This window comes from Archangium sp., from assembly GCF_057119385.1.
The window spans coordinates 35,524-61,412 of record NZ_DBNGVP010000131.1 but is presented as its reverse complement, the minus strand read 5'-3'; the positions used below and the strand labels follow the sequence as shown (position 1 = coordinate 61,412).

21 protein-coding genes are annotated in these 25,889 nt (G+C 70.4%); 15 read left to right on the top strand and 6 right to left on the bottom strand.

What is annotated here, in order from left to right; all coding sequences use genetic code 11:
• Positions 1-141 precede the first annotated feature (141 nt).
• A complete protein-coding gene (locus AC16DP_RS32115; RefSeq protein ID WP_329727913.1) occupies positions 142-1,767 on the top strand; it encodes a serine/threonine protein kinase in 1,626 nt (541 codons plus the stop codon).
• A 66-nt stretch (positions 1,768-1,833) separates the two neighbouring features.
• Positions 1,834-2,760, top strand: a complete 927-nt coding sequence (locus AC16DP_RS32110; RefSeq protein ID WP_329727912.1) for a DUF2381 family protein — start codon at positions 1,834-1,836, stop codon at positions 2,758-2,760.
• 90 nt (positions 2,761-2,850) lie between these two features.
• Here AC16DP_RS32110 and AC16DP_RS32105 read toward each other — a convergent pair whose 3' ends face one another.
• The 3 genes from AC16DP_RS32105 to AC16DP_RS32095 all read right to left on the bottom strand — a co-directional run bounded on the left by AC16DP_RS32105 (position 2,851) and on the right by AC16DP_RS32095 (position 6,656).
• Positions 2,851-3,576 (bottom strand): immunity 52 family protein, encoded by a 726-nt coding sequence (locus AC16DP_RS32105; protein ID WP_329727911.1) that lies wholly within the window; start codon positions 3,574-3,576, stop codon positions 2,851-2,853.
• Between the two features lie 107 nt (positions 3,577-3,683).
• The gene (locus AC16DP_RS32100; protein WP_329727910.1) at positions 3,684-4,313 is read right to left on the bottom strand and encodes an Nmad2 family putative nucleotide modification protein; all 630 of its coding nucleotides are present in this window, start codon (positions 4,311-4,313) and stop codon (positions 3,684-3,686) included.
• A 147-nt stretch (positions 4,314-4,460) separates the two neighbouring features.
• Positions 4,461-6,656 (bottom strand): DUF4132 domain-containing protein, encoded by a 2,196-nt coding sequence (locus AC16DP_RS32095; RefSeq protein ID WP_329727909.1) that lies wholly within the window; start codon positions 6,654-6,656, stop codon positions 4,461-4,463.
• Positions 6,657-6,811: 155 nt separating this feature from the next.
• On the opposite strand from AC16DP_RS32095, the gene AC16DP_RS32090 reads away from it, so the two are divergent.
• From AC16DP_RS32090 to AC16DP_RS32035, 12 genes are all read left to right on the top strand, one after another.
• Positions 6,812-7,486 carry a uracil-DNA glycosylase gene (locus AC16DP_RS32090; protein ID WP_329727933.1) on the top strand — a complete coding sequence of 225 codons (675 nt, stop codon included), beginning with the start codon at positions 6,812-6,814 and terminating at the stop codon, positions 7,484-7,486.
• An 84-nt stretch (positions 7,487-7,570) separates the two neighbouring features.
• Positions 7,571-9,241 carry a type VI secretion system contractile sheath domain-containing protein gene (locus AC16DP_RS32085; RefSeq protein WP_329727908.1) on the top strand — a complete coding sequence of 557 codons (1,671 nt, stop codon included), beginning with the start codon at positions 7,571-7,573 and terminating at the stop codon, positions 9,239-9,241.
• Positions 9,242-9,332: 91 nt separating this feature from the next.
• Positions 9,333-10,145 carry a tetratricopeptide repeat protein gene (locus AC16DP_RS32080; RefSeq protein WP_329727907.1) on the top strand — a complete coding sequence of 271 codons (813 nt, stop codon included), beginning with the start codon at positions 9,333-9,335 and terminating at the stop codon, positions 10,143-10,145.
• A gap of 5 nt (positions 10,146-10,150) precedes the next feature.
• Positions 10,151-10,669, top strand: coding sequence for a hypothetical protein (locus AC16DP_RS32075; RefSeq protein WP_329727906.1), 519 nt, complete (start codon positions 10,151-10,153; stop codon positions 10,667-10,669).
• A gap of 61 nt (positions 10,670-10,730) precedes the next feature.
• Complete coding sequence (locus AC16DP_RS32070; protein ID WP_329727905.1) at positions 10,731-11,099, top strand: hypothetical protein; 369 nt, start codon at positions 10,731-10,733, stop codon at positions 11,097-11,099.
• Positions 11,100-11,133: 34 nt separating this feature from the next.
• Positions 11,134-12,285 (top strand): hypothetical protein, encoded by a 1,152-nt coding sequence (locus AC16DP_RS32065; protein ID WP_329727904.1) that lies wholly within the window; start codon positions 11,134-11,136, stop codon positions 12,283-12,285.
• Positions 12,286-12,472: 187 nt separating this feature from the next.
• Positions 12,473-15,250: a DNA gyrase subunit A gene (gene gyrA / locus AC16DP_RS32060; RefSeq protein WP_329727903.1), complete on the top strand. Its 2,778-nt coding sequence runs from the start codon at positions 12,473-12,475 to the stop codon at positions 15,248-15,250.
• Between the two features lie 289 nt (positions 15,251-15,539).
• Positions 15,540-17,129 carry a hypothetical protein gene (locus tag AC16DP_RS32055; protein WP_329727902.1) on the top strand — a complete coding sequence of 530 codons (1,590 nt, stop codon included), beginning with the start codon at positions 15,540-15,542 and terminating at the stop codon, positions 17,127-17,129.
• Positions 17,130-17,225: 96 nt separating this feature from the next.
• Positions 17,226-17,528, top strand: coding sequence for a YkvA family protein (locus AC16DP_RS32050; protein WP_329727901.1), 303 nt, complete (start codon positions 17,226-17,228; stop codon positions 17,526-17,528).
• 80 nt (positions 17,529-17,608) lie between these two features.
• A complete protein-coding gene (locus tag AC16DP_RS32045; protein ID WP_329727900.1) occupies positions 17,609-19,102 on the top strand; it encodes an RCC1 domain-containing protein in 1,494 nt (497 codons plus the stop codon).
• Positions 19,099-20,535 carry a di-heme oxidoreductase family protein gene (locus AC16DP_RS32040; protein WP_329727899.1) on the top strand — a complete coding sequence of 479 codons (1,437 nt, stop codon included), beginning with the start codon at positions 19,099-19,101 and terminating at the stop codon, positions 20,533-20,535. The genes AC16DP_RS32045 and AC16DP_RS32040 overlap by 4 nt, the downstream gene beginning before the upstream one ends.
• A 169-nt stretch (positions 20,536-20,704) precedes the next feature.
• Complete coding sequence (locus AC16DP_RS32035; RefSeq protein WP_329727898.1) at positions 20,705-21,715, top strand: NADP-dependent oxidoreductase; 1,011 nt, start codon at positions 20,705-20,707, stop codon at positions 21,713-21,715.
• 48 nt (positions 21,716-21,763) lie between these two features.
• Here the strand turns inward: AC16DP_RS32035 and AC16DP_RS32030 are convergent, their stop codons facing one another.
• Positions 21,764-24,448: a VIT domain-containing protein gene (locus tag AC16DP_RS32030; protein ID WP_329727897.1), complete on the bottom strand. Its 2,685-nt coding sequence runs from the start codon at positions 24,446-24,448 to the stop codon at positions 21,764-21,766.
• Between the two features lie 4 nt (positions 24,449-24,452).
• Entirely contained in the window at positions 24,453-24,944 is a 492-nt protein-coding gene (locus AC16DP_RS32025) for a helix-turn-helix domain-containing protein (protein WP_329727896.1), read from the bottom strand.
• Positions 24,945-25,103: 159 nt separating this feature from the next.
• Here AC16DP_RS32025 and AC16DP_RS32020 point away from each other — a divergent pair, with 159 nt between their 5' ends.
• The gene (locus AC16DP_RS32020) at positions 25,104-25,550 is read left to right on the top strand and encodes a DUF2721 domain-containing protein (protein ID WP_329727895.1); all 447 of its coding nucleotides are present in this window, start codon (positions 25,104-25,106) and stop codon (positions 25,548-25,550) included.
• A gap of 22 nt (positions 25,551-25,572) precedes the next feature.
• Here the strand turns inward: AC16DP_RS32020 and AC16DP_RS32015 are convergent, their stop codons facing one another.
• Complete coding sequence (locus tag AC16DP_RS32015) at positions 25,573-25,761, bottom strand: hypothetical protein (protein ID WP_329727894.1); 189 nt, start codon at positions 25,759-25,761, stop codon at positions 25,573-25,575.
• Positions 25,762-25,889: the final 128 nt, after the last annotated feature.

Here is a 25,889-nt window from a genome sequence, read left to right as displayed (position 1 = left end):
ATGTACTGCCGCCCATTCTGGCTACGGACAGTGCGCACCACCGTCAGGCGCATGCCTCGTAATGGGTGCACTGGGAAGATGATGCTCACACATTCTGAACTCGCTGCACCTTGGGGTGCAGTTTGAGACCTACGTCGGGACGTGAAAGGGGCGAACCTGCTGGTGCATGGCGAGGGGCAGGTGGTGCTGGTGGACTTCGGCGTGGCCACCTACGAGGGCGCCCCCAGGTTGACGGGAGCCTTCCCCCCGGGCACCTGGTCCTATCTCAGCCCCCGGGTGTGGCGCGCCTGGCGCGGCCTGGAGGACTCGCGGGCCTGTCCGGGCGACGACGTGTGGGCGCTGGGTGTGGAGCTCTACCTCGCGCTCACCGGCGGGCTGCCGTTCCAGGGCCGCGAGGGCGAGCTGGTGCATGCCGTCCTGCACGAGGAGCCGCCGGTGCCGCACGCATGCAACCCCCGGGTGCCGCGGGCGCTGGGCGAGGTGTGCTGGCGCATGCTGCGCAAGGTGCCCGAGGAGCGCTACCCGGACGCGCTCGCGGTGGAGGCGGCGCTCGCGCAAGCGATGAAGGAGGCGGACGACACGTGGCGGGAGCCGCTGTGCGAGGCGTGGGGGCCGCACCACGCCACCACCGTGCTCGAGCCCGGCATGTGGCAGGGAGGGGACGTGCTGGCGCTCTACGAGCGGCGGGCCTCCTACGCCCGGGTGGCGGTGCGCGGCAAACCGCGGGCACCTGACGAGGTGTCCACCCTGCTCCCGCAGGCGCCGCCCGAGGTGACACCGCAAGTGGCCGTGCCCCCGATGTCGGCGCAAGAAGCCATGCCGCTCGCCGGGCCCGAGGTGCCGCGAGCGGTGGACGAGGCCCCGGCGGTGACACCGCCGGCTCCGCGCGTCCGGGAAGCCGCGCGGCCCGCCGTCCACTCGCGCCGGGCGCTGCTGGCCGCCGGTGCGGTGCTCGTGCTGGGCCTGGGGCTGTGGCTCGCCGTGCGCCCCCCGCCCCCCGCCACCGTGCGCACCGTGTCACCGGTGGAGACACCTCGCGCCAGCCTACCCGGGGAGTTCCTTCCTATCAGCCTGGAGCCGGGTGGCCAGGAAGTGGCTTCCCCGTGGCAGCGGCCAGAAGGTGACGGCGGCGCGGCGCCCCCTGGGGCGGCAACCCCCGCGCCCGTCGCCCGTGCGACGCCCAAGGACGAGACGCGCGTGAAGACTCCAGCCAAAGCTCCCCCTCCCCCGAAGAAGACGGGCTCCCCGGCCACGCAGGTGGGCGCGGCCGTGCTCGGCTGCGCCCTGGCCACCGGCTGCCCCAGCCCCGCCACCACCGCCACCGTGCTGCCCAAGCCCCCGCTGCCCCCTCCCGCCGAGTGCCCCCCCGGTGCCGCCCAGGCCATGAAGGAACTGGAGCTCACGGACCGGTCCGAGGGCGTCGAGATTCTCGGGGCGAAAGGGCCGGAGAGCACCGTGAGGCCGGGACTGGTAACGCTGCGTCTCAATGGCCAGGACCACTGGGGCAGGCTGCCGCGCGACACCCTGTTCACCGGCCAGTTGCTCTTCGGCGAGCGGGTGCAGGCGCGCCTCACCCAGGCATACACCCCCGAGGGCCAGGCCTATCCGGTGTGCCTGGAGGTGCATTCCAACACCCGGTGGGGCTGGGCGAGGGAAGAGGGCAGTGGCCAGGACACCGCCGTCGTCCGCAGCGGGGGGGCTCTGCGTCCGGTGAAACGCTTCGGCGAGGCGTCGCGGTATAACCAGCCGCCGCCGCGTTTCGACTGACGGGAGGAACAGGAGGGGCCGACTTCCGAGGCCCTGCTAGTGTGGGCCACTCTGGAGGTCACCCCCATGTCCACGCTGCTCGCCGCTCCCTTGCTGCTCGCTCTCCTCGTGTCCACGTCGGCCTCGCCCCACGGGGAGGAATGGGACACGCCGGGCGCACGCCACGTGGAGCTGACGGCGGAGAACGCCGACGTACAGCACCCGGTACGCATCCGCCCCCATGAGTCCACCACGCTGGTGTTCGACACGCCGCTGCAACCCGGTGGCGTGCAGGTGGAGGGCGGGCAGGGGGTGAAGGTGGCGGTGAACGAGGCCGAGGGCATGGTGACACTGCTGCCCACGCAGGCGCCGTCGGCGGACAGGCCGCCGCGGGTGACGGTGCGCTTCGCGGACGGGCAGGTGCCCGGCGGCGTCACCTTCCGGCTGGTGGAGGACGCGTCGCGGGCCGAGCACCAGGTGCGGGTGTACCGCTCGTCCCGCTCGGGGGAGTCGTTGCACCCGGAGTCCCGGCAGCAGCGCGAGCGCGCCGAGCGGTGCGAGGCCGCGCTGACGCTGGAGCGTGCCCTCCCTCGGGGGCCGTGTTCCGGAAGTCTCCAGGGACTGCTGGAGGCCGGACTGGTGGGGGCGGGGGACGGCATCCTGGCGCGCGACATCAAGAGCGACCTCACCCCACGTCCCGGAGCGCCCCTGGAGGTGTGGGATGCCTGGAGCTACCACGCCGAAGCACCGAAGCAGGTGGCGGTGGAGCTAAAGGTGAAGAACACGAGTGCCCTGGCCTGGACGACGGAGGGGGCGGAACTCGTCAGCACGGAAGGCGTCCGGTTGCGGGTGACGCGGGTGTGGCAATCCGGGCCCCTGTTGCCGGGAGGGCAGGTGCGGCTCGTGGTGGAAGCGGAGGCGCCGGTGGAGCACCTCCAGGGCACGTTCCTCTTGAAGCTGGGCGAGGCGGGCGGAGCGCGCACCTTCACCGTGAGCGGCGTGCGCTTTCCCTGAGTGTCTGCTTCCCGCCCATCCTGACCCCGGGCGGTGACCACGGGCCCGCCGTGCCCCTGCCGGTGTCTGGCGGCGAGCGTGGAAGCCGTCTCAGGGGGCGGGCCGTCTGGAAACGACCGGCTCCAGCAGGCCTTTGGCGCTCAGCACCTCCTGGACGCGCCGGCCCAGGGCGAGGTGCTCGGGATTGGAGGCGGTGAGGCGCTCGGGAGTGAGCAGGACGAGCGTGCCCCTGTCCTCCACGGGTTGCACCCGCACCGGCTCCGGCAGGGGCGGTAGCCCCCCCCGGCGGCTGGACACGTAGGTCCACCAACCCACGAAGGTGCCGGCAATGCCCTGCTGCGACAAGCTGTCCCGGAAAGCACCGGAGGTGACGACCCCCCAGTCCGGCTCCCACGCCAGCACCATGGCGCGCAGCACCCCGGCGAGCACGTCCGCCTGGAGGACGCGCTCCTTCTCCGGCTCCTCCTTCGGCAGGTAGAGGAAGCAGCTGTTTGAAACGAATTCGGCCGCGGAGCCGCAGCACAGGGTGACCTGCCCCCCGTGTCCCTCCTCGTGCCCCGTCCAGAACCCGAGCACGAAGCCATCCCTGCCCTCCTGGTACGTCTTCCTCTTGAAGAAGCGCAGGAAGGTGTCGGCGGTGGGCTCGAACTGGAGTTGGAGCGCCTTCTTGCGCGAGTCAGCCTTCTCGAACCAGCGGGTGTAGATGGGGTCGCAACGCGACAGCAGGTGGAAGAACGCCTCCGCGCGCCGGGCACACTCCTCGGCGGAATCCTTGCGGCCCCCCCAGTAGATGCCCGCGTAGTAGGTCTCTCTCATGTGCGCTTCGCCTCAGGGCGGAGGAGTGAGCACCAACTCAATACCCTTGATGCCTTTCTTCTGGAACAGCTTCTCGAAATCGAGAAACCGGTATGGCGGCGCCGCTCCTACTCCTCTTCCTCCGCGTCCAGAAGGCACCGCTTCTCCATGTCACGGCATTGCGGCTCGCCGAGGAGATTGTTCGGCGCGATGTTCAACCCCTCGATCCACGCGACGAAGCGGTCGACGACTTCTGGGTCGCCAATCCGCAAGTGCTTCTGTCCAGCCTTGATGATCTTGTGGAGATCCTCCGGCAACTCGATCGGCTTGTCTCCGAAGTAGAAGAAGTGCGTCGAGAGGAGCGCATACTTGCCGCTCAGGTCGCGCTCGCGGTTGCGCTCATCGTGGACGCTCTTGCGTATGACGTACGGGTAAACGGTGAAGTCGTAGATGGAATCACCGAGTCGGCGGCGATAGTCAGCGTTGCCCCAGTCTGGGATCTTCTCGGGGAGTTTCTGCCGCGTCCGCGCATTGTACGCCTGCATCGTGAGCTTCTCGGTCACACGCATCGCGTAGACGACCTTTGTGGCGACGTCGCCGATCGGCGATCGGTGTGAACCAGTGCCCACGATCCAGTCGCCAACCTGCGCGACTCGACGAATGTCAGGCTTACAAATGACGAGCGTGCACACGCCCCAGAATGGGTTTGGCGCCGCGCCATCGTCGATCGGGATGCAGTAGCTGAAGAGGTAGGCCACCCTGCTGCTCTCCGTGCTGGATGGCAGATGATACACGCAAGCTGTGCTCCCCCAAGAGAAGGAGGAGGTGTTACGAGCACGATGGATGAGGAAGAAGTGGGCCCGGGTAAGCGGGCCGCATGGGGAGGGACGACACGCCCCGCGGGCTCAGGGCGTATCCGCCTGGAGCGCCAGCGAGCGCATCACGTCGAGCAGACACGCGCACAGCACCGGCGGCAGCTCCCCGAGCGTGGGCTGGCCCTCCTGTGCGATGCCGTGGCGCTGCCGGTACCGCGGCTCGAGCGTGTACTCGAGCTGCCCCAGCTCCACCCGCTCCTCCAACTCGAAACGCCGCTGAATGGGGGAGTGGAGCACGCGGAAGGCCACCCCGTGGTTCGGCAGGGCGCGCGCGTGCTCGTGGAGCATGCCGCTGTCCCCCACCGGGGCCCTGCACCCGAGCCGCTCCAGGGTGTTCCTCAGCCGGCTGGCCCACAGGGACACGCCCTGGAAGCGGGTGATGGCCGTGGCCCCGCGCTCCGCGCCGGTGGGCCGGAGGGCCTCTCGCTCGAACTGGCGGAAGGGCTGCACGAGCCGGTAGTCCGACAGGTGCTCCCCCCACAGCGCGTGCGTGCGCGCATCCTCCAGGACCGGGTGCCAGAGGCCCACGCGCTCGGAGGGATGCAGGCGCACCTCCGCGTTCTGCGCGTCCACCAGCGTCCCGTCCTCCGCGACGCGGAACGAGCCCATCACCTCGCCGGTGGGCGTGAGCCGGGTCCAGAGCACGGCCTGGATGCCGAGCCGCAGCACCGGGTGACGCGGGAAGAGCCGTTGCCAGCGCTCCTGAGGGTAGTCGCCCTGGACGAAGAGCACCTCCTCGAGCCGCGCGAGCTGCGCCTTCAGCACCGGCTGGAGGTTCTTGCGGAGCACGTCGAAGCGCTGCTTGCCCTCCGCGTGCTTCACCGGGTCCTCGTCCTTGCGGAGGGCCGGGAAGGACTTCGTCACCCTGCCGCCCTCGTGGTGCACCTCCAGCGAGAGGTCCGCCCGCACCTTCACCTGGAGCCCGCGGGGGCCCAGGTCCACCCCCAGGCCCTCCAGCGTGAGGCCCAGGTCCGGCACCAGCTCCTCACGCAGTTGCTCGGGTGTCAGGCCACGCGCGGCCGCGGCCTCCGCCAGCCCCTCGCGTGCGTTCTGCACGAGCGACTCGGTGTACCGCCCGCCCGCGGAGGCGATGCGCTCCAGTTGCGAGAGGGCGAAGACGGTGCCCATCCTGCCGAGGGCGCGGATGGCGGTGTTGGCCTTGGGCTTCTGGTGGCGGCGCCACTCGTCAATCCGGCGGCAGAGGGTCGTCACCGCCTCGTCTCCGCCGTACTCCGCGATCAACGACAGCATCCAGGCGGCGCCCGTCTTGCCCTTCACCGCGAGCCAGCTCTCCAGCGCGTGCCGCCCGAGTACCGGGAGCGTCTGAGGGGGGAGGTGTTGTCCGAGCAGGTGCCGGAACGGGCGGGGCAGCCGCTCCTCCCCCAGCTCCCTGGCCCGCGTGAGCAGCCACCGCACCGGCAGCTCCCCGAGTGGCGCGAGCGCGGTGACGAGTGGGAGCCCGCGAAGGTCCTTCGGCACCGCGTCCGCGGCGCCCTCGGCCCGGGCGAGCTCCACCCAGGCCTCGAGCGGGAGCGTGCGCTCCGTGTCCAGGAGGGAGACGTCCTCGCCGAGCGCCTCCAGCCGGTCCAGGAGGAGGCCCCGGTCCACGGCCGTCAGCTCCGGCCGCGCGCAGAGCCGCCGGAGCACCTCCACGGCTCCGTCCACGCGCGAGCGGCAGAGCGCCTGGAGAACCGCGTGGCGGACGCGGGGGTGCGCATCCGTGGCGAGCCCCGTCTCCACCACCTGGCGCGGCGCGGCCCGGGCCAGGAACGTCTGCACGGTGCGGACGGGCTCGAGCGACTGTGTCGTCGCGAGGAGCGCGCGGACCGCGGGCACCAGGGCCGGCAGGGACTCCGCGGGCAGCGCGGCGAGCGGAGAGCTGTCGCGGAAGTACGTCGAGGTCGTCCGCGCGAGCAGCTCCGGGTGGCGAGTGAGCGCCTCCAGCGCCAGGGGGCGCAGGCGCTCACGCTCCGCGTCCGCCTCCTCCCGGGACTCCGGCACCCCGGCCATGCGCGCGGCGAGTGCCGCGTCCTCCACCCCCGTCAGGACGGCGTGGACGGCCTGGAGCCGCCCGAGCAGGGTGAGCGCCGCCACGCGCGAAACCGCTGCCTCACCCCGCAGCTGCTCGCCCAGCTGCGCCGAGGAGAGCCGGGAGGGTCCGGTGTGGTCGGGCTCGAGGGAAGGCTCGTTGGGGCTGGGAGCGGGAACGGGAGTGGAGGGGAGCATGGGGGACCTCCGCTCCTATACCAGTCGCTCCGGCCTGCCCAATGAGCCTCCGCCTGGAAAAGTCGCCAGGAACATGACATACGCCATCCGACCGCAGAAGTAGTGTAGGACGGAGGCTTCAACGGGGCTCGATACCAGGAGGCGTGATGGGCTCGATGAAGGACCGGCTGCCGAAGGACTGGAGGACGGTGCTGAAGGACGTGCTGGAGAGTCCGGAGTTCACGGAGCTGGAGGCGTTCGTCGCCGAGGAGCGGCGCGAGGAGACGGTGTACCCGTCCGAGGAGGACCTGTTCTCGGCCTTCCGGCTGACGCCCTACGAGCAGGTGAAGGTGCTGCTGCTCGGGCAGGACCCGTACCACGGACCGGGGCAGGCCCATGGGCTGGCGTTCTCGGTGCAGCCGGGAGTGAAGCCGCCGCCCTCGCTGGTGAACATCTTCAAGGAGCTGCGGAGCGATGTGGGCGCGCCGAAGCCCGGGGATGGCAACCTGGTGCCGTGGGCGGAGCAGGGCGTGCTGCTGCTCAACGCGGTGCTGACGGTCCGCCAGGGCGAGCCCAACTCCCACGCGGGGCACGGCTGGGAGCACTTCACGGACGCCGTCATCCAGAAGGTGAGCGGCAAGCCCGAGCCCGTGGTGTTCATCCTCTGGGGCAGCTACGCGCAGAAGAAGAAGGCGCTCATCGACACCTCACGGCACGTCATCCTCGAGGCGCCGCACCCCTCGCCCCTGTCGGCGAAGAAGGGCTTCTTCGGGAGCAGACCCTTCAGTAGCGCCAACGAGGCCCTGAAGAAGGCGGGGCGCGAGCCGATCCACTGGGAACTGCCGTCCTGAGGCCGAGGCGTGTCCGGGAACTGTCCCGGACCCGTTGAATCGGGCTAACCTCGGCGTCCACTCCAACCGAGGGGGGACGCCAGCATGAGCCATGAGGGTACAGCGGGTTCGCAGGTGAGGTGGTGGGTCGCGGGGGCTTTCACGCAGAGCCCCTCGGGCAGGCGCTTCCAGGTGACGCCGGACAGCTTCGCCGAGGAGCTGGCGCGCTCCGCCACCGGGCTGCGCGTGAGCGTGGCCGACCGGCTGGGCGCGGGCGAGACGCGCGCCTTCGAGCTGACCTTCCCCAAGCTGCGCTCCTTCATCGTGGCGGAGGTGGTGTCCGCCCTCCCCGAGCTGCGCGCGCTCAAGGCCCTCATGGACGGGCTGGACAAGCTGCCCGCGGAGGCGGCCGTCAAGAGCATCGAGGCGGTGGTGGGCGCCGGGCGTCTCTCCGAGTCGGTGGGCGCCGTGCTTCGCGAGAAGCAGGCTCCGGCCGCCCCAGCCCCCAAGACGGGCCACGGCGTCGGCAACGGCGTCGCCCCCCATGCGCCCGCGGCGCCCCGGCAGCCGGACCTGGTGGACGCCATCTTCGAGCGGACGGACGCGGCCCGCCCCGAGCAGGCGGCGAAGGCGGGCGTGGATGCCTTCCTGCGCGCGGTGGGGACGCGCTCGGCGCCTCCGGCGAATCCCGCCTCGGCGACGGCTCCGGCGCGCGCCCTGGTGGAGGAGGCGGTGCTGGCCACGGCCCGGGACGTGCTCGCCCATCCGCTCGTCGCGCGGCTCGAGTCGGCCTGGCGCGGCCTGAAGATGCTGGTGGACCATTGCCCCGCGTCGTCCGGCATGGCCCTGGAGGTCTTCGACGTGGAGGGGCCCTCGGCCGTGGATGGCCTGGAGAACCAGCTCCCGCTCGATCGCTTCGAGCGCCCCGATGCCCTCTTCGTGGTGGAGGCGGTGGACGACGTGGCCCTGCTCGGCAGGCTGGCCGCGCTGGGCGAGCGGGCGCAGCTCCCGGTGGTGGTGGAGGTGCCGCCCTCGCTCTTCGGCGTGACGTCGGCCGCGGAGGTGGTGACGCGGGTGGAGGAGGAGGGCGGTGGGGTGTCCGAGGCCTGGGCCGCCCTGCGTGCCGAGGAGTCCTCGCGCTGGCTGTGTGCGGCGCTGCACCGGGTGGTGGTGATGGTGGATGGGCAGGGAGCCCGGCGGCGGACGAGCTTCACCAGCGCGGCCCTGGGCGTGGCCTGCATGCTGGCGTCGAGCTTCCGCGAGACGGGGAGCTTCGCGCGGATTGTGGGGGGCCCGGGCGGGGTGCAGGCGCCCGCGGTGTGGCAGCTGCCCCCGGGGCGCGAGGGCGGGACGGCGGTGCCCACGGAGACGTTCTTCCCCGTGCGCACGCAGTCGCGGCTGGCCGAGCTGGGCGTGCTGGGACTGGGCAGCGGGAGGAACACGGACGTGCTGCAGCTCACGGCGGCGCCCATGGTGTACGGGGGCGAGCACCGCGTGCCGCTGCCGGCGCAGATCCTCACGGGCCGCATCGTGCGCTTCGCGCAGTGGGTGAGGGATCAGCTCCCGTCCGGTGCGGGGGACGCGGAGGTGTCGACGCTCTTCTCGCAGGCCGCGGACGTGTTCCTGTTCGGCGGGGCGGCGCCCGCGGGCCGGGTGCGCGGCGAGGTGGTGCCCACCGGCGAGGGCACCCGGGGCGTGCGCGTGACGGCGCTGGTGCGGCCGGAGTACGCGGGCATGCCGCTGGAGCTGGGCTTCGTGCTGCCGATGCGCGGCTGAGCCGCCGGAGGGGACGGGGGAGCGCCGGGTTCCGCCCGGCGAGGCGCACCCGCGAGCAAGCCGGCTCGCGACTGGTTAGAGTCTACCCACCATGGCGAAGACCGCATCCCGCAAGGCCCCGGCGAGCCGGAAGAAGGCCACCCGCGAGGCTCCGAAGAAGAAGAGCGCCGTTTCCGCGAAGAAGAGCCCCGCGCCCGTGAAGAAGCGTGTGGCTCCGGCGAAGAAGAAGCCCGCCGCCGCGAAGAAGCGCGCCGCCCCGGTGTCCGCTCCCGAGCCCGAGGAGATCACCGCGGACGCGGCGCTCCCCATCTCCGAGCCCGAGTCCGAGATGAAGGCCTTGCCCGCGGGCGAGCCCGTGGCTGGCCCCACGCTGCCCTTCGAGATCGATCCCAAGCGCGTCGAGGAGAGCCTGAGCAAGTTGCGCGGCGAGCTGGTGCACTGGGCCAACAAGGGCCGGTACACGAAGGTGCGCTTCAAGTTCCGGGGCAAGCAGTTGCTGCCGGATCTGCCCATCGCCGCGGTGGTCGCCGCCGAGGGCCTGACGTTCTACTGGGGCGGCATCCTGCGCGCGCTCGTCTTCACGGTGGCCGGTGGCAGCCTGCTGCAGGTGGAGTTCGTCAACGACGCGGACAAGCGCGTGCAGGCCGGCAAGGAGGCCCTGCTCGCGGGTGACCTGGACGATGCGCTGACGCACTTCCGCGATGCGCTCGCCATGGACCGCGACAACATCGGCGCGCACCTCAACGTGGGAGTGGCCCTCAAGCTGAAGGGAGACCGCACGGGTGCACTCGCGGCCTTCGAGCGCGCCAAGGAGTTGGACCCGGAAGGTCCCCTGGGCGCCGAGGCCGAGCGGCTCGCCGCTCCGCTGCGTCCCAAAGACAACACCATGGCTCAGGTGGGCTGATGCCCATGAACGAGGAGGCGTATCCTCGTTCTCGAGCTTTGGAGGTGGTCATGGGCCGGGCGCTTCGAATCCTGATGTGTGCCGTGCTGCTGCTCGCCCCCTTTCAGGACGCGGATGCATCCGGGGCTGTCGGTCATCCGACGCCAGTCCTTGCCTTGGGCCATCCGATCCGTTTCACCGACCTGGCCGGCGGAGTTCCCGATTCGGTCCGGACGCACACGCTCGTATTGATTCTGCGCGGCGAGGTCGCGGCGGCCGGCGATTACTACTTGCTGGCCACGGGCGCATCGCAGTTGCCGAGGTGGTTCACGGCACTTCAGAAGGCTTTCGATACGGCAAGCCGTGCTCCCAACGCTTGCCAGTCCACGGCCAACGCGATCGCCGAGGGTTTCAGGCAGTTGGGTCAGAGTCCCCAACTCATCCGCATCTCGAGCACGGCTGGAGACATGCGGACAACAACTTCCATGTGGCCGTGCGCAATGATGGAAGAATCTTTGATGCCTTTACAGGATCGGTGGGAATGACCTGGGCCGAGTATCAAGCAGCCATGACGTACCTGGGGACGCTTCAGTACACGGTGACTCCATGAGCGCGATTCGTCCCCCCGAGGCGTGGAAGGGCCAATTCGTTTCGACCCTGGATGTGCTGCGCTTCATCCGGGAACAGATTCTGGGTGGGGTGATGCCGGAGATGTTCTTCGGCAGGCTGGATGTAGAGGCCGCGGCCGCGTTCGTACACGGCGTGCGCTTCCACCTGTACTGCGGGGGAGTCGAGGACTCGCGCTACCAGGAGTTCAGCGCCTGGCTGCGCGACGTTCGGAACGAGTTCCCCTCAGGAAGAGGATGGGCCGGGCTGTACCTGGAAGAGGCCGGGGGAGACCACCGGGCGGCCATCCTGCGGTTCCTGGAGCGCTGCGCGGAATACGACGCCCTGTCCCGGGAACGAGTCACCTGAGGACCGCGTCGCGGGAGGTATACTCCTCCTCACCATGGGAGCTCCGCGCGACGAATACCAACGGCGCCTCGAGGGCCGGGCGGAACTGCTGGAGCCCGCTCGCGAGCGCTACTACCGGCTGGTGCTGGTGCTCGCCGAGTCCCGTTGGCAGGAGCGGCTGCGGCGGGAACTTCCCCTGCTGCGCGACATCGCGGCCCACCAGGACGCCCTGGACGCGATGCTCGGCCCCGCCCTGCGCCGCGCCCAGGCCGAGGCCTGGCCCACCAGCAACCCCACCGTCCGCTGTCTCCACGAGGTCCACTCGCTCCACGAGCAGCTCGTCCGCGACGTGGCCCGCAAGCTCGGGCGCAGTCCCCAGGAGCCCCTGGGCCGCTTGATGGACGCACTGGAGGAGTGGCTCGTCACCATCCCCCGCGAAATCCCTCCGCACCTGCGCGCGAGCACCGCGCTGGAGCTGCTCCCGGACTCGCTGCCCGCGCTCCGCGAGGCCGCCGCCTTCGGGGCCTTCCTGGAGCCGCTCTTCGCCCACCCCATGCTGCTCACCGGCCGCATCCCCTTCACCCAGGCGCAGCGCGAGGAACTGCAGCTGGGGTGGCAGCGAGGAGAGGCCGCGCTGGCCTCGGTGTGGCGCCGGCTGTCCGACGTGGACGCGAAGGGCCTCATGGTGGCCGAGCTCCGCAAGCGCGCCGCCCGGGCGCCGTCCCACCCGCCCCGCAACGGCCCCGAGCGCCTGCTTCACGCCGAGTACTGGCACCAGGAGGCCTCGGCCCGGATGCGGCAACTCGTCCTGGCCCGGCTGGCCCCCCTCTCGCCCGAGCCGCATGAGTTCGCCCCCGTGCTCTGGTGGCTCTTCGAGCGCGAGTACGTGCCCCGTGTCCGGCTCCTCCCCTCGGAGGCCATCGAGGACGCCCGGGCGGGGCTGATCGAAGTGGCCTACGAATTGTGGGACGCCCAGCGCCCGGATATTCCCGACGACGAACGGTGGACGCCCGCACGCTGGACGCGGCTGGAGGAGCAGTCCTGGCGAGCGGATGAGGGCCGGACCGGAGCGGACGGCGAGCGGGTTCGCGACGTCCTCCGCTCGCTCATCCAGCGGCACGGCATCGGCTCCGAGAGCCTGCGGGGCTGGAAGGATTCGTCACGGTTGGTTCCGCTGGTGCAACAAGCGCGCTCGCTCATCCGTTGAAGGGGTGAAAAACGGTCCCGGAAGGGGCCTTGGAACCCCCCGGCCGAGCAGGCTCGGGACCGCCTTTCTGGCTACCCCTCACCACCCCCGTGTTTCCCTTGTTGACGCAGGAAAATCCGGGGGTTAGGTAACCACGTTACCCAGATGGGCCCCCTCGTGCGGGCCCCCTCGACACCTCACAGATTTCATGGCCGACGACACCACCGACAAGCCGGCAACGCCCCCCGCTCCTCCGCCTTCGGGCAGCGTGGGAGAACTCATCCCCGTCAACATCGAAGACGAGATGCGCCGCTCGTATCTCGACTACTCGATGTCCGTCATCATCGGGCGCGCCCTGCCCGACGTGCGTGACGGCCTCAAGCCCGTGCATCGCCGCGTCCTCTACGCGATGAACGACCTGGGCAACTACCACAACCGCGCCTACAAGAAGTCCGCGCGCGTGGTGGGTGACGTCATCGGTAAGTACCACCCCCACGGCGACACCGCCGTCTACGACGCCATGGTGCGTCTGGCCCAGGAGTGGAGCCTCCGCTACCTCCTGGTGGACGGCCAGGGCAACTTCGGCTCGGTGGACGGCGATTCCCCCGCCGCCATGCGCTACACCGAAGTGCGCATGGACCGCCTCGCCGAGGAGATGCTCTCGGACATCGACAAGGAGACCGTCGACTTCGGTCCCAACTACGACGACTCCACCGTCGAGCCGCTCGTCCTCCCCAGCAAGTTCCCCAACCTCCTGGTCAACGGCAGCACGGGCATCGCGGTGGGTATGACCACCAACATCCCGCCGCACAACATGACCGAGGTGCTCGACGGGACGCTGCACCTCATCGACCACCCCGAGACCACCGTCCGGGAGCTGATGCAGTTCATCCCCGGTCCGGACTTCCCCACCGCCGGCTTCATCTCCGGCCGCGAGGGCATCATCCGCGCCTACGAGACGGGCCGCGGGCAGATCACCCTGCGCGCCCGCACGGAGATCGAGACCTCCAAGAAGGGAGACCGTGAGGCCATCATCGTCACGGAGATTCCCTACCAGGTGAACAAGGCGCGGCTCATCGAGAAGATCGCCGACCTGGTGCGCGAGAAGAAGCTGGAGGGCATCAGCGACATCCGCGACGAGAGCGACCGGCAGGGCATGCGCATCGTCATCGAGCTCAAGCGCGATGCGATGTCCGCGGTGGTGCTCAACAACCTGTTCGCCAACACCCCGCTGGAGACGACCTTCGGGGCGGTGATGCTGGCCATCGACGGCGGCCAGCCGCGCACGCTCACGCTCAAGGAGCTGCTCGAGCGCTTCATCTCGCACCGCCGCGACGTGGTGACGCGCCGCAGCCGCTTCGAGCTGCGCAAGGCGCGCGCCCGCCGCCACATCGTCGAGGGCTTGCTCGTCGCGCAGGACCTCATCGACCTGGTGGTGAGCCTCATCCGCGCCTCGAAGGATCCGGACGAGGCGCGCTGGGGCCTGATGAACATCCTCTCGCCGGCCCTCTACGAGCACGAGCGCTTCCGCAACCTGCAGCGCATCGACTACGAGAAGGCCAAGGCGCAGATGGAACTGCTCGTCTCGCGCGCGCGCGCCGAGGTGCCGAGCTACTCGGGCCTGGAGCACAAGTACGAGGGCTCGGGCTTCAGCGAGGAGCAGGCGAAGAACATCCTCGAGATGCGCCTGCAGCGCCTCACCGGCCTGCAGCGCGAGGAGCTGTTCCGCGAGCTCGTGGACCTCATCCGGGAGATCCTCCGCCTGGAGGACATCCTCGCCAACGAGTCGAGCCTGCTCAACGTCATCAAGACGGAGCTGAAGGAGATCCGCGAGCGCTACGGTGACAAGCGGCGCACGGAGATCACCGGCGCGGTGGACGAAATCACCAGCGAGGACCTCATCGCCGAGGAGACGATGGTGGTCACGCTGTCGCACACGGGCTACGTGAAGCGCTCGCCGCTGTCCGAGTACCGGGCGCAGAAGCGCGGTGGACGCGGCAAGACGGGGGCGACGACGAAGGAAGACGATTTCGTCACCGACCTGTTCGTGGCGAGCACGCACGCCTTCCTGATGCCGATCACGAACAAGGGCCGGCTGTACTCGCTGAAGGTGCATGAGATTCCGTCGGCGGGCCGGACGTCGCGCGGCAAGGCCATTGTGAACCTGGTGCAGTTCGGCGAGGGCGAGCGGCTGGCGCAGGTGCTGGTGACGCGGGAGTTCGCCGAGAACCAGTTCGTGTTCTTCGTGACGAAGCGCGGCGTGGTGAAGCGCACGGACCTGTCGGCGTTCGCCAACGTGCGGGCGAGCGGCATCATCGCGCTGGGCATCGACGAGGGTGACGAGCTCGTGGCGGTGAAGATCACCGACGGGACGAAGGACATCCTGCTGTCGACGGCGACGGGCATGAGCATCCGCTTCCCGGAGAGCGAGGTGCGCTCGATGGGCCGTCAGGCGTACGGCGTGAAGGGAATCACGCTGGAGGACGGGGACGAGGTGGTGGGGGCGGACGTGGTGGAGAAGGACACCACCATCCTGACGGTGACGGAGAACGGCTACGGCAAGCGGACGCAGGAGAGCGAGTACCGTCAGCAGGGCCGAGGCGGCAAGGGCATCATCGACATCAAGACCACCGAGCGGAACGGCAAGGTGGTGGGCCTGGTCCAGGTGACGGACAAGGACGAGGTGATGTTGGTGACGAACGGCGGAATGCTCATCCGGATGAAGGCGAAGGAGATCTCCGTCATTGGCCGCAACACGCAGGGCGTGCGGCTGATCGCGCTGGAGAGCGCGGACGAGAAGGTGACGGGCATCTCGAAGTTGCCGGAGTCGGAGGACGAGACGGAGAACGGGGGCGAGACGACACCACCGGTGGAAGCGGTGGCGTCGGAGGAGCCGTCGGACACCGGAGCGGCCACGGAGAGCAGCGAAGAGCCGTCGCCGGACACCGGGTCCTCGGACTCGGAGCCGGAGCCCGAGCAGAGCTGAAGCATCACTCCATCCCCATCACCCACCCCACTCGCCCCCACAACCCCTCTCCCTCCGGGAGAGGGACGGGGTGAGGGTATCCGGGCCGCGAGTTGAGCCCGTGTGAAGCCCCCTCTCCCTCTGGGAGAGGGCTGGGGTGAGGGATGACGGTCGCCCTCGAGGGCAGGCCCACAGTGGAACCCCGCACAGAACGCGCACGAGGAAACCCCGTACCGGCTGTCCTGGGCCGGACGGTCAACCCCGCCTTGCACGCATCATTAAGTTCTGGAGGCTTGCGGAGGGGGGTTCAATGCGTTCGTTCTTGGTCCTGGCCCTGGCGGGAGCCACGGCCCTGACGGCCTGTCGTGCGTCCGTGGAGTCGCCACCTGTTCCCACGGAGCCCCAGGTCTCGCGGCATCCGGAGCGCCGGGGCATCAGTCTGCTGGCAGTGAGTGGGCCGCGGACGCTGGCGGAGCCGGGGGAGGACATCGTCGTGGAGCCGCGGCGCTCGCTGGCGGTGACGGACGAGGTCATCCTGGCGCGCTTCAGGTTCGAGGAGGTGATGAACCGGCTGGCGGAGCAGAGCGGCATTCCGGGGCTGACGGGGCTGAGGCTGTACCAGGAGTGGTGGGACTCGCAGCGGAAGGCGCCGGGGCTGGGGCTGGGCGGCCCGCACTGCGATGACGAGCAGCTGCCGGATGGAAAGCCGATCTTCAACAGCTACCCCTACTCGTGTCCGCGCGAGGAGTGGAAGCAGGCACTGGAGAATCCCTTCCTCGAGCCAGCGACGAACCCGGCGGCGTACGTGCCGATTGGACTCTTCAACCGTTTCGATCTGGCGGCGCAGGACGGGAGCGACTGCGGGGAGTACCGCATCGTCTTCGCGCGCCGCTCGGGGATGACCGAAGCGCGGCAGCGCAACCTGATCGCCTTCGAGGGGGTGCTGCCCAACCCGAAGCCGAAGAAGGGGCTGGAGGGGTGCCGCAAGGTGGCGCGCTTCTGGGCGGAGCTCTCACAGGAGCCCGACCCGGCGGCGCGCGCCGAGGCGCTGCACCGCTTCTACTTCGAGGGCGTGGGGAAGTTCCCGCCGGTCATCCACCCCGACCACCTCGGCAACGCCACGGAGCAGGCGACGGGGCAGGTGCGCACCAACCAGTTCATTCAGAGCAGCGTGCAGGGCACGTGGACGCTGCGTGAGTTCCGCCTGCGCAAGCGGTGCACGGGGGACTCGTGCGTGATGCGCTTCGAGCCGGACACGGTGAAGACGAACCCGGCCGGCGTGCTCTTCAGCACGAAGCAGGAGCACCCGTTGAAGGAGGCGTTCTCGGAGTCGCTCGTGTCCCAGGTGGAGACGTTGGCGGGCAATGAGCTGCTGCGCTACAGGCTGGACGTGGACGACCGGTTCAACAGCGGGCAGAGCCACGCGAACGGAACGGAGAACCTCTACGCCCACCAGATGGGGAAGGGGGACAGCCCGCTGCGCAGGAAGCTCCAGAAGCGGCTCGAGGAGCTGGGCAGCCCGCTCACGGTGGACAACATCGTCGCGCGGGTGCAGACGCTCTCGTGCGCGGGGTGCCACCAGCTGAGCACCAAGGCGGACCTCGGTGGTGGGCTCACCTGGCCCAGCAAGACGACGCTCTTCACCTTCGTGCACGTGAGCGAGCGCACGACGGATGTGGGGCCGGATGGCCCGCGCTTCGGGCTCTCGGAGGCGCTGGTGGGCACCTTCCTCCCGCCGCGGCAGCAGCTGCTGGAGGCCTTCCTCGCGCGGCGCCCGCCCTTCGACAAGCACCCGGACCCGGATGACGAGTGCAAGGAGCCAGAGGTGCGCGGGGCGCGGGCGGACAAGCCCGGGAAGGACAAGCCGGACAAGGACCGGTGCGAGGACGAGGTCGACTGAGGACACTCGCGAGCGAGGCCGCTTGCCCCGCGAGCGGCCAGGCACCTACGGTGGAGGGGTCGCAATGGAGCGCGCCCTCCATTCGTAGGAGAGGACATGAACGTCGCAGGCCTTCGAGCAATGGGGACCCGGTTCTTCCGTTACGTGCGAGACCCGCGCGTGCCGCTGTGGCGGAGGCTGGCCGGGCTGTTCGCCGTCATCTACTTCGTGTCGCCCGTGGACGCGCTGCCGGACTTCCTGCCCATCCTGGGCTGGCTGGACGACGTGGGCGTGCTGTCGGCGGTGGCCTTCTTCATGGTGCGCGAGGTGCAGAACTACCAGCCGGAGCGGGAGCAGTCGGGCTGGCCCCAGCCGGTGGACGGGGGCCAGACGGTCACGCCTCCGCTGCGCGAGCGCTGAGGGGCGGCTTGTCCTCCCGTGGGGGAATGGGTTAGCGGCAAGGCTTTCCGCCGGAGGACCGCTCCGGTGAAGGGAGAGCCATGTACCGACGTTCGCCTCATGTCCTGCTCGGAGCCGTGCTGCTGTGGAGCTGTGGTGGCAAGCCGCCCGATACCGACACGCCCCCGTCTCCGGTGGATCTGACTCCGCCGGCCGTGCTGCTCGCCTCGCCGTACGAGGCGCGGCGTCTGGGCACGTACCAGGCCGTGCGGCTGGAGGGCACGGCGGGTGATGACACCGGCGTGGCGCGGCTCACCTGGCGGCTCAACGACGGTGAGTCCCAGGTGCTCGAGTCCACGGAGGCGGAGGGCGGGCGGGCCTTCTCGCTGGAGGTGATGCCCCGGCCCGGAGCCAACACCGTGGTGGTGCGCGCGGAGGACGCCGTGGGCCACGTGGCCGAGGCGTCCGTCTCCTTCCACTTCGGCAACCTCGTGTCGGCGGGAGGCCTGCACGGCGGCGCGGTGCGCGGCGGACGGCTGTACACGTGGGGGCAGAACACGCAGGGCCAGCTCGGGGTGGGGGACACCACGGCGCGCTCCACGCCCGCGGTGGTGGACCTGACCCGGGTGGCCTCCATCGCCTTCAGCAGCAACACCTCGCTGGTGGTGCGCGAGGACGGCACGGTGTGGACGTGGGGCGCCAATGCCAGTGGGCAGCTCGGCCTGGGGACGCCTCCGGTGGAGGGGCAGACGCGCACGCCGGACACCGTGGCCCGCAACCGGCCCACGCAGGTGCCCGGGCTGACGGACGCGGTGTCCGGAGCGCTCGGTTTCAGCCATTCGCTCGTGCTGAAGGCGGACGGCACGGTGGTGGCCTTCGGGAAGAACAACAACGGCCAGCTCGGGGATGGCACCACCACGGACCGCGACTACCCGGTGCCCGTGCGTGGGCTGACGGACGTGGTGAAGCTGGCGGGCGGCTCGCAGCAGTCGGTGGCCCTCACGCGGGACGGCTCGGTGTGGGTGTGGGGCAACAACAACTTCGGCAACCTGGGGCAGGGCACGGAGGACTCGCTGGCGCACGCCGAGCCCGCGCGGGTGCCGGGCCTCTCCGGCGTGGTGGACATCGCGAGCGGACGCGACCACGTGCTGGCGCTCCACGCGGACGGCACGGTGTCCGCCTGGGGACTCAACGTCAGCGGTCAGGTGGGCAATGGCGAGAGTGGCACGGGCAAAGAGGTGCACGCGCCGGTGAAGGTGGTGGGCCTGACGGAGGGGGTGGCCGTGGCCGCCAACTCCAACTTCAGCCTCGCGCTCAAGGCGGATGGCACGCTGTGGGGCTTCGGCCAGAACTTCAACGGGCAGCTCGGCAACGGGCTGAGTGGCTCGGAGCAGCAGGCCCATCCGCTCGCGGACACGGCGGTGGTGGGACTGTCGGAGCTGCGGGACGTCGCCGCGGGCTCCACGTACGGGTTCGGGCTGCGCCGGGATGGCCAGCTCTTCGGGTGGGGGTGGAGCAGCAATGGCTCGCTCGGCAATGACGAGCTGCAGAACAACTGGACCTACCCCGAGCCCGTGAAGGTGAAGCTCCCATGAGGACACGCCACGGCTGGATGTTGGCGTCGGCACTGGCCCTCGTGGCGGCGGCGTGCCGCGAGGAGCCTCCGTCTCCTCCAGGCGAGGAGCCTCCGGTGCGCTGGGATGTGGTGGAGCCCGGCGAGGAGCTGTCGGGGGGTGAGGCGGGCACCGTCACCCAGACGGGCGCACAGGCCTTCTCCCAGGCGTTGCCCGCGCTGACGCTGGAGCGGCGCTCGGGGTTCGTCTCGGGGCGGGGCCTCTTCGAGATTGATTGGGTGCCGGCACCGGCCTCGAGCAGCCGGGCGGACCGGGACGGACTGGGGCCCCTCTTCCACGCGGTGGCATGCATCTCGTGCCACCCGGCCAATGGGCGGGCCGCGCCGCCGGACGAGCCCGGCTCCACGGGTGAGGCGTTGCTGGTGCGCCTGAGCATTCCGGGCACGGCGCCGAATGGAGGCCCGCTCCCCGAGCCCACCTATGGAGATCAGCTCCAGCCGAAGGGCATTCCCGGAGTGCCGGCCGAGGCGCGGGTGGTGGTGCGCCACACGCCGCGCGAGGGCAGCTTCGCGGACGGAGAGGCCTTCACCCTGCAGGCTCCGGAGTACGTGCTGGAGGCACCGGCTCATGGCCCGCTGCACCCGGAGACGATGCTCTCGCCCCGGCTCGCCCAGCCGCTGCACGGGCTCGGCCTGCTGGCGGCGGTGCCCGAGGAGACGGTGCTGGAGTGGGCGGATCCGGACGACGCGAATGGAGATGGCATCTCCGGCAGGCCCAACCGCGTGTGGAGCGTGCGCCAGGGCCGGCAGGTGCTGGGACGCTTCGGCTGGAAGGCCAACCAGCCGGACCTGGAGCAGCAGAACGCGGGGGCCTTCCAGGGAGACATGGGGCTCACCACGCCCCTCTTCACCGCGCAACCCTGCACTCCAGCGGAGCAGGCCTGTGGGGACGCGCCCACGGGTGGCGCTCCGGAAGTGGAGTCCCTCCGGCTGGCGGCGCTCACCTTCTATTCGCATGTGGCGGCCGTGCCAGCGCGGCGGAACGTGGACGCGCCCCGGGTGCTGCAGGGCAAGGCCGTCTTCCACCGCGTGGGGTGCGCGGGCTGCCACCGGCCCACGCTCGGCACGGGGACTTTGGAGGGCTACCCGGAGCTCGCCGGACAGACGATCCGTCCCTACACGGATCTGCTGTTGCACGACCTGGGCGAGGCACTCGCGGACGGACGGCCGGACTTCGAGGCGACGGGGCGCGAGTGGCGGACGGCGCCGCTGTGGGGCATCGGACTCACGGCGACGGTCAACGGACACACGCGCTTCCTGCACGATGGGAGGGCGCGCTCGTTGATGGAAGCCATCCTCTGGCACGGAGGCGAGGCCGAGGCCTCGAGGGAAGCCGTCCGTCAGCTCTCGAGGGACGAGCGAGAAGCACTCCTCTCCTTCCTCGAGTCGCTGTAACCAGGTCAGCCGTGGAACCACGGTCCCGCGGCTGCACCGTGCCCATCACCCCTCGCCCTCCGGGAGAGGAGCCCCCCGTCGTTCAAAGGGGGGGCAAGCCCCCCGGGGTGAGGGTATCCGTCCCCGTTCCCCTGGCCCGTGCATCCCCTGGAGATTAAGAGGGGGCCCCATGACCCCCACCAATCATCAGTTCCGTCTCGCCGCCCGTCCCATGGGCATGCCCAAGCGTGAAGACTGGTCCTACACCGAAGAGCCCGTGCGCGAGCCGGGTGAAGGAGAACTGCTGGTCAAGGTGCTCTACATCTCGCTCGACCCGGCGATGCGCGGGTGGATGAACGAGGGCAAGTCGTACATCCCGCCCGTGGGCATCGGCGAGGTCATGCGAGCCGGCGCCGTGGGCCGAGTCATCGCCAGCAAGCACCCGGGCTTCGCGGTGGGTGACCATGTCTCCGGCTACTTCGGCGTGCAGGAGTACGCGCTCTCCAACGGCAAGGGCGTCACCCAGGTGGACACGAGCTTCGCCGCGCTGCCCGTGTACCTCGGCACGCTGGGCATGCCGGGCATGACGGCGTACTTCGGGCTGCTGGACATCGGCAAGCCGCAGCCGGGCAACACCGTGGTCGTCTCGGGAGCGGCGGGCGCCGTGGGAACGGTGGTGGGGCAGATCGCGAAGCTCAAGGGCTGCCGGGTCGTGGGCATCGCGGGTGGTGCGGACAAGTGCCGGTACATCGTCGAGGAGCTCGGCTTCGACGCCGCCATCGACTACAAGTCCGAGGACGTCAAGAAGGCGCTGCGCACGCACTGCCCCAACGGCATCGACGTCTACTTCGACAACGTGGGGGGCGACATCCTCGACGCGGCGCTCACCCAGCTGGCGATGCGCGCGCGCATCATCATCTGTGGCGCCATCTCCCAGTACAACAACACGACGCCGGTGAAGGGCCCGTCCAACTACCTGTCGCTGCTCGTCAACCGCGCGAGCATGACGGGCATGGTGGTGTTCGACTATGCCGCGCGCTACGGCGAGGCCGCGCGCGAGATGGCGGGCTGGATGGCCGCCGGCAAGCTCAAGTCGCGCGAGGACATCGTCGAGGGGCTGCAGACGTTCCCGGACACCCTGCTCAAGCTCTTCAAGGGCGAGAACACGGGCAAGCTCGTGCTCAAGGTGGCCAACGAGTGAGGGCGGGCGCCGGGGCGCGAGTCCTGCGCCCCGGCACCGATTCCCGGCTCAGCGCGCGGCGAGTGCGTCGACGTGCTGGCGCAGGTCCACCTCGTTCTGCAGTCGCGAGCTGAGCCCGGCGATGGGCTGAGCGGCCTGGGCGATGCGCCCACGGGTGCGAGGACCCGCGGCCACCAGCCACGCCACGCCGAGGGCGAGCTCGGCCACGTCGGGAGTGCCGCCGAGCTGCGGGACGAGCGCGAGCAGTGCCTCCACGGCCTTCTTCACCTGGGCGCCGTGCAGGGCATGGCTGCTGGTGATGCCCTGGCGCAGCAGCTCCAGCAGGGCGAGCGCGGTGGCGCGGGCCTGGCGCACGGGCTCGGCGCCCGGACCCGTGCCCGCCCACAGGCCGCTCGCGAGCTGCGTCCCGAGCAGGCCCACCCCGCCGTCAACCGCGGGCTCCGGCTCCATGGGCGCCTCGGCCGCGGGCGCGCTCAACGACAGCTCCTCGAACGCCTGCGCCTCGCCTTCGTAGCTCAGCTCATCCATGCTGGCCCCCAGGGAGAGTCCATCCGCCGCGTCGTCGCTCGGGGCGGCCATGCCGACCCCTCCCGCGGGCTCCGGGGCCTTGTCCTTGAACAGGGCCCCGAAGAACCCTCCCTTCTTCTTCGCGGCCTCCTGGGGAGCCGGAGCGGCGGCGCGAGCCGGAGCCGCTGGGGCGGGTGCCATGGGGGCCCCAGGACGCGGCGCGGCCCCCGGGGCGGAACGCGGCGCACTCGGGGGGGGAGGAATCGCGCCCACGCCCGGAGGCGGCATACCCGCGAGGGTGGAGCTGGCGGAGACGGACTTCGCGGGCACTGCCGGGAACGAACCCGTGGTGCGCTGCCGCGACGCGCCGCCTCTCGAGCCACCCAGGGTGAGGGAGTCCGCGGCCTCCTCCCGCTTCGCCGTGCCGAACATGGCCCAGCCGGCGGGGGCGTTGACGGGAACGACGCGCGTCTCCGGCTGGCCCGAGGCGCGGCGCTCTCCCGTGCGCTCCTCCACCACGACGAAGGACGTGTACGGCGTGACGATGCCGTGCGCGAGCGCCAACTGGACGATGCGCTCCTTGAGTGCCTGCGCACGCCGGCCCACCAGCGCCGCGTCCTGCCAAGAGCGGATGCGCTCGGCGGCCCACAGCTTCTCCACCGCGGGCCTGTCGCTCCGGGCGGGGAAGCTCACGGGGATGGAGAGCGAGAAGGTCTCCGCGCCCGACTTGCCCTTGAGCACCAGCTTGCCGTTGCCGGGCGTGGTGTAGCGGCCGAAGAGGCTCCACGGCGTGCCGTCCACGAGCTGGGGCGGCTCGGCGGGGGCCAGCTCCGAGGCCTCCACGCCCTCGAAGCGCACCTCCACGCCGGTGACGCGGGGCGCGAGCGCGCGGGAGAACTGCGCCACCACCTTGTCGTCGATGCGCTCGCCGGGGTGGATGAACTCCACCGCGCCGCCCGTCTGCTTCGCCATGTCCTTGAGCAGCACGTCACTCACGTTGGTGCCGATGCCGAACGAGTAGATGCGCGCCGTCCCACGGTCCCCCATCACCGCATCGAGGATTTCGGACTCGTTGCCCACCTGTCCGTCGGTGAGCAGCACCACCACGCCGTCCGGCACGGACTGCACCGCGGCCCGCATGGGCTGGAGCAGCTCGGTGCCACCACTGGCGACCAGGCTGGACACCCAGCGGTCGGCCTGCTCCAGCGTCTTCTGGGTGAAGGGCACCGGCTGCGGGGCGAAGGAGTGGAAGCGGTTCTCGAAGGCGATGATGTTGAAGCGGTCTCCCTCGCGCAGGTGGCGCAGGCACAGCCGGAGCGCGCCCTGGGCCTGGGGGAGGCTCTCGCCGTCCATGGAGCCCGAGGTGTCCACGACGAACACCACCTCCTGGCGCTTGGGGCCCGAGGCCATGCCCAGCAGGTCCGGCACCACGGTGAGGGCGAAGGTGCCCGGCTCCTCGCCCTGGCGGTGGGTGACGAGCGTGGTGAGCGGGGTGCTGGTGTCCGGGCTGCGGATGCTCAGCACGATGTCCCGGTCCAGCGCCACCTGGGGCTGGGAGAGCTTCACGCGCGTGCCGCCCTCGGCGCGGGAGAGGTCCAGCTTGTGCGAGGGGCTCTCCACCACCACCTCACGGCCGAGCGAGATGAGCAGGTCCAGGGTGAGGCCATAGCGCGCGTCACCCACGGGCGGGGTGATGCGGTCCGCGTCGGGCACGCGGTTCGTCGGTTCGGCCGCGCCATGGGCGGTGCGGTCCCCCGAGGGCGTGCCGGGGATGTAGCGGGGCGCGACGAGGGTGGGCAGGGCCCAGCGCACGCAGCCCTCCTCCACCTGGATGGCCTGGAGGAACTCCACCTCCACGAGCGTCTCCTCGCCGGGCAGGAGGTTGCCCACCTGGGCGGTGAAGACGTTGGGGCGCTCCTGGTCGAGCAGCGCGGCGCCATGACCGGCCGTCACCGCGGTGTCATAGGTGCGGAAGGCCTCCTCGCGCTCCTTGAGGACGCCCTGCACGCGGCGGCCGGCGCACTCCATGGAGAACGCGGTGAGGGTGGCGTCGGAGGGGAGGGGAAAGACGTAGACGGCCTCGACGGGCTTGGACTCGGTGTTGCGGTAGCGCTGGCGCACGCGCACGCGGGCGTGGCCTCCGAGGAGCTCGCCGCTGACGTCCACGCCCTGAAGGGGAACCTGCGCACCGCTCTGCGTGTACAGCCCTGCCTTCTGGATCTCCATGGCTCTACCTTTCCTGGGACTCCTGGATGAGGGCGCGCACGCGTTCCGCGAGCGCCCGGGTCTTCGCGTCCGCCGTATCGGCGAGGTGCAGCTCCAGCCCTGGCGCCAACTCCCACCGCCGCCAGCTTGTCACCGGGCTGGAGGGGCTGGGAGGGGCCTCGGCCTTCACCGGCTCGGGGAGGGCCGGTGCGGCGGGGGCGGACGTTGAGGAGGTGACAGCGGTGGGCTCGGACTCGGTGAGCGCCTTCAGCTCGTCGGGGCCCAGCCGCGCCAGCTCCACCTGGATGGCATCGAGCGGGAGGAACCGCGCCTGCAGGGCCCGGATGGCCTTGAGGCGGACCAGGTGCTCCTCGCCATAGACGGTGTCCGGCCCCTTGAAGGGCGGGGCGGGCAGGAGCCCGCGCTGGACGTAGTAGCGCACGGTGCGTGGGGACACGCCCGCCGCCTCGGCCAGCTCCGTCAGCTTCCACTCCTTGCGTGTGTTCGTCGTGCTCACGCCCCTGACAATAAGACCCGACACCGGTGGTGTCAAGATATCAGTGGTGAGTTGTCACTGTCATGAAGCCAGTGTCGGGATGTAGGAGAGCAGGCGACCTGGCTTGCATGGTGGGGGAGCGGGTGGGACCTCTCCTCCATCCGGGTGATTGGAGCGGCGGTGACGCCAGCGGTGAGGGTGTCGGCGTGCGGCATCCTGGCGACGGGGTTGGACAACCAGATCGCACGGATGACGTCGCGCACGCGGGACATGCTGAAGGAGTGGCGCTCGTTGCCGGAGGACAGTCCGAGGCGCGAGGTGCTGCGGCTGGAGGTGGGCATCCTGGACCAGAGGCACCTGCTGCTGGCGCGGGCGATGGCGACGGCCTACGCGGCGCTGCTCTCGTTCGTGGTGACGTCGCTGCTGTACCTGTCGCAGCGGCGCTTCGGCGTGCCGGACGTGCCGCCGGTGGTGTCCTTCTCGGTGGGCGTGGTGCTGCTGGGGTTCATCGTGGTGTTCGCGCTGGCGTCGTTGCGGCTGGGGCGCGCCGCGCTCGAGCTGGAGAAGCGCGAGATGTTCGGGGTCGTCGTACCGCCCGGGGCCGGTGGCGAGCGGAAGGAGCGCTGAGCTTCCCCTTCGCCGTCCGCGGTCACTGTGGCGCGAGCTCCTCGAGGTACCGCTCCTCGATGACCGTGAAGATGGGATCGCACGTGGGGCAGACCTTCGCTACTAGGCGCCAAGCGTCGTAGCAGAGCCCCGTGCAGTACTGGCAGCGGAAGCGGGGGGAGGCGACGATGACTTTGGGCGTGCCATCTCCGTCCACGTCCTCGAAGTCCAACGTCGCGTAATCGGCGCCCAGCTCGGGACCGATGCGCTGCGTCTCATCCGAGCAGCGGACCGGCGTATAGACGGTGAAGCGGCCGGTGGTGCCGGGCTGGTCCTCGGTGAAGCAGATGTCGTGCTTCT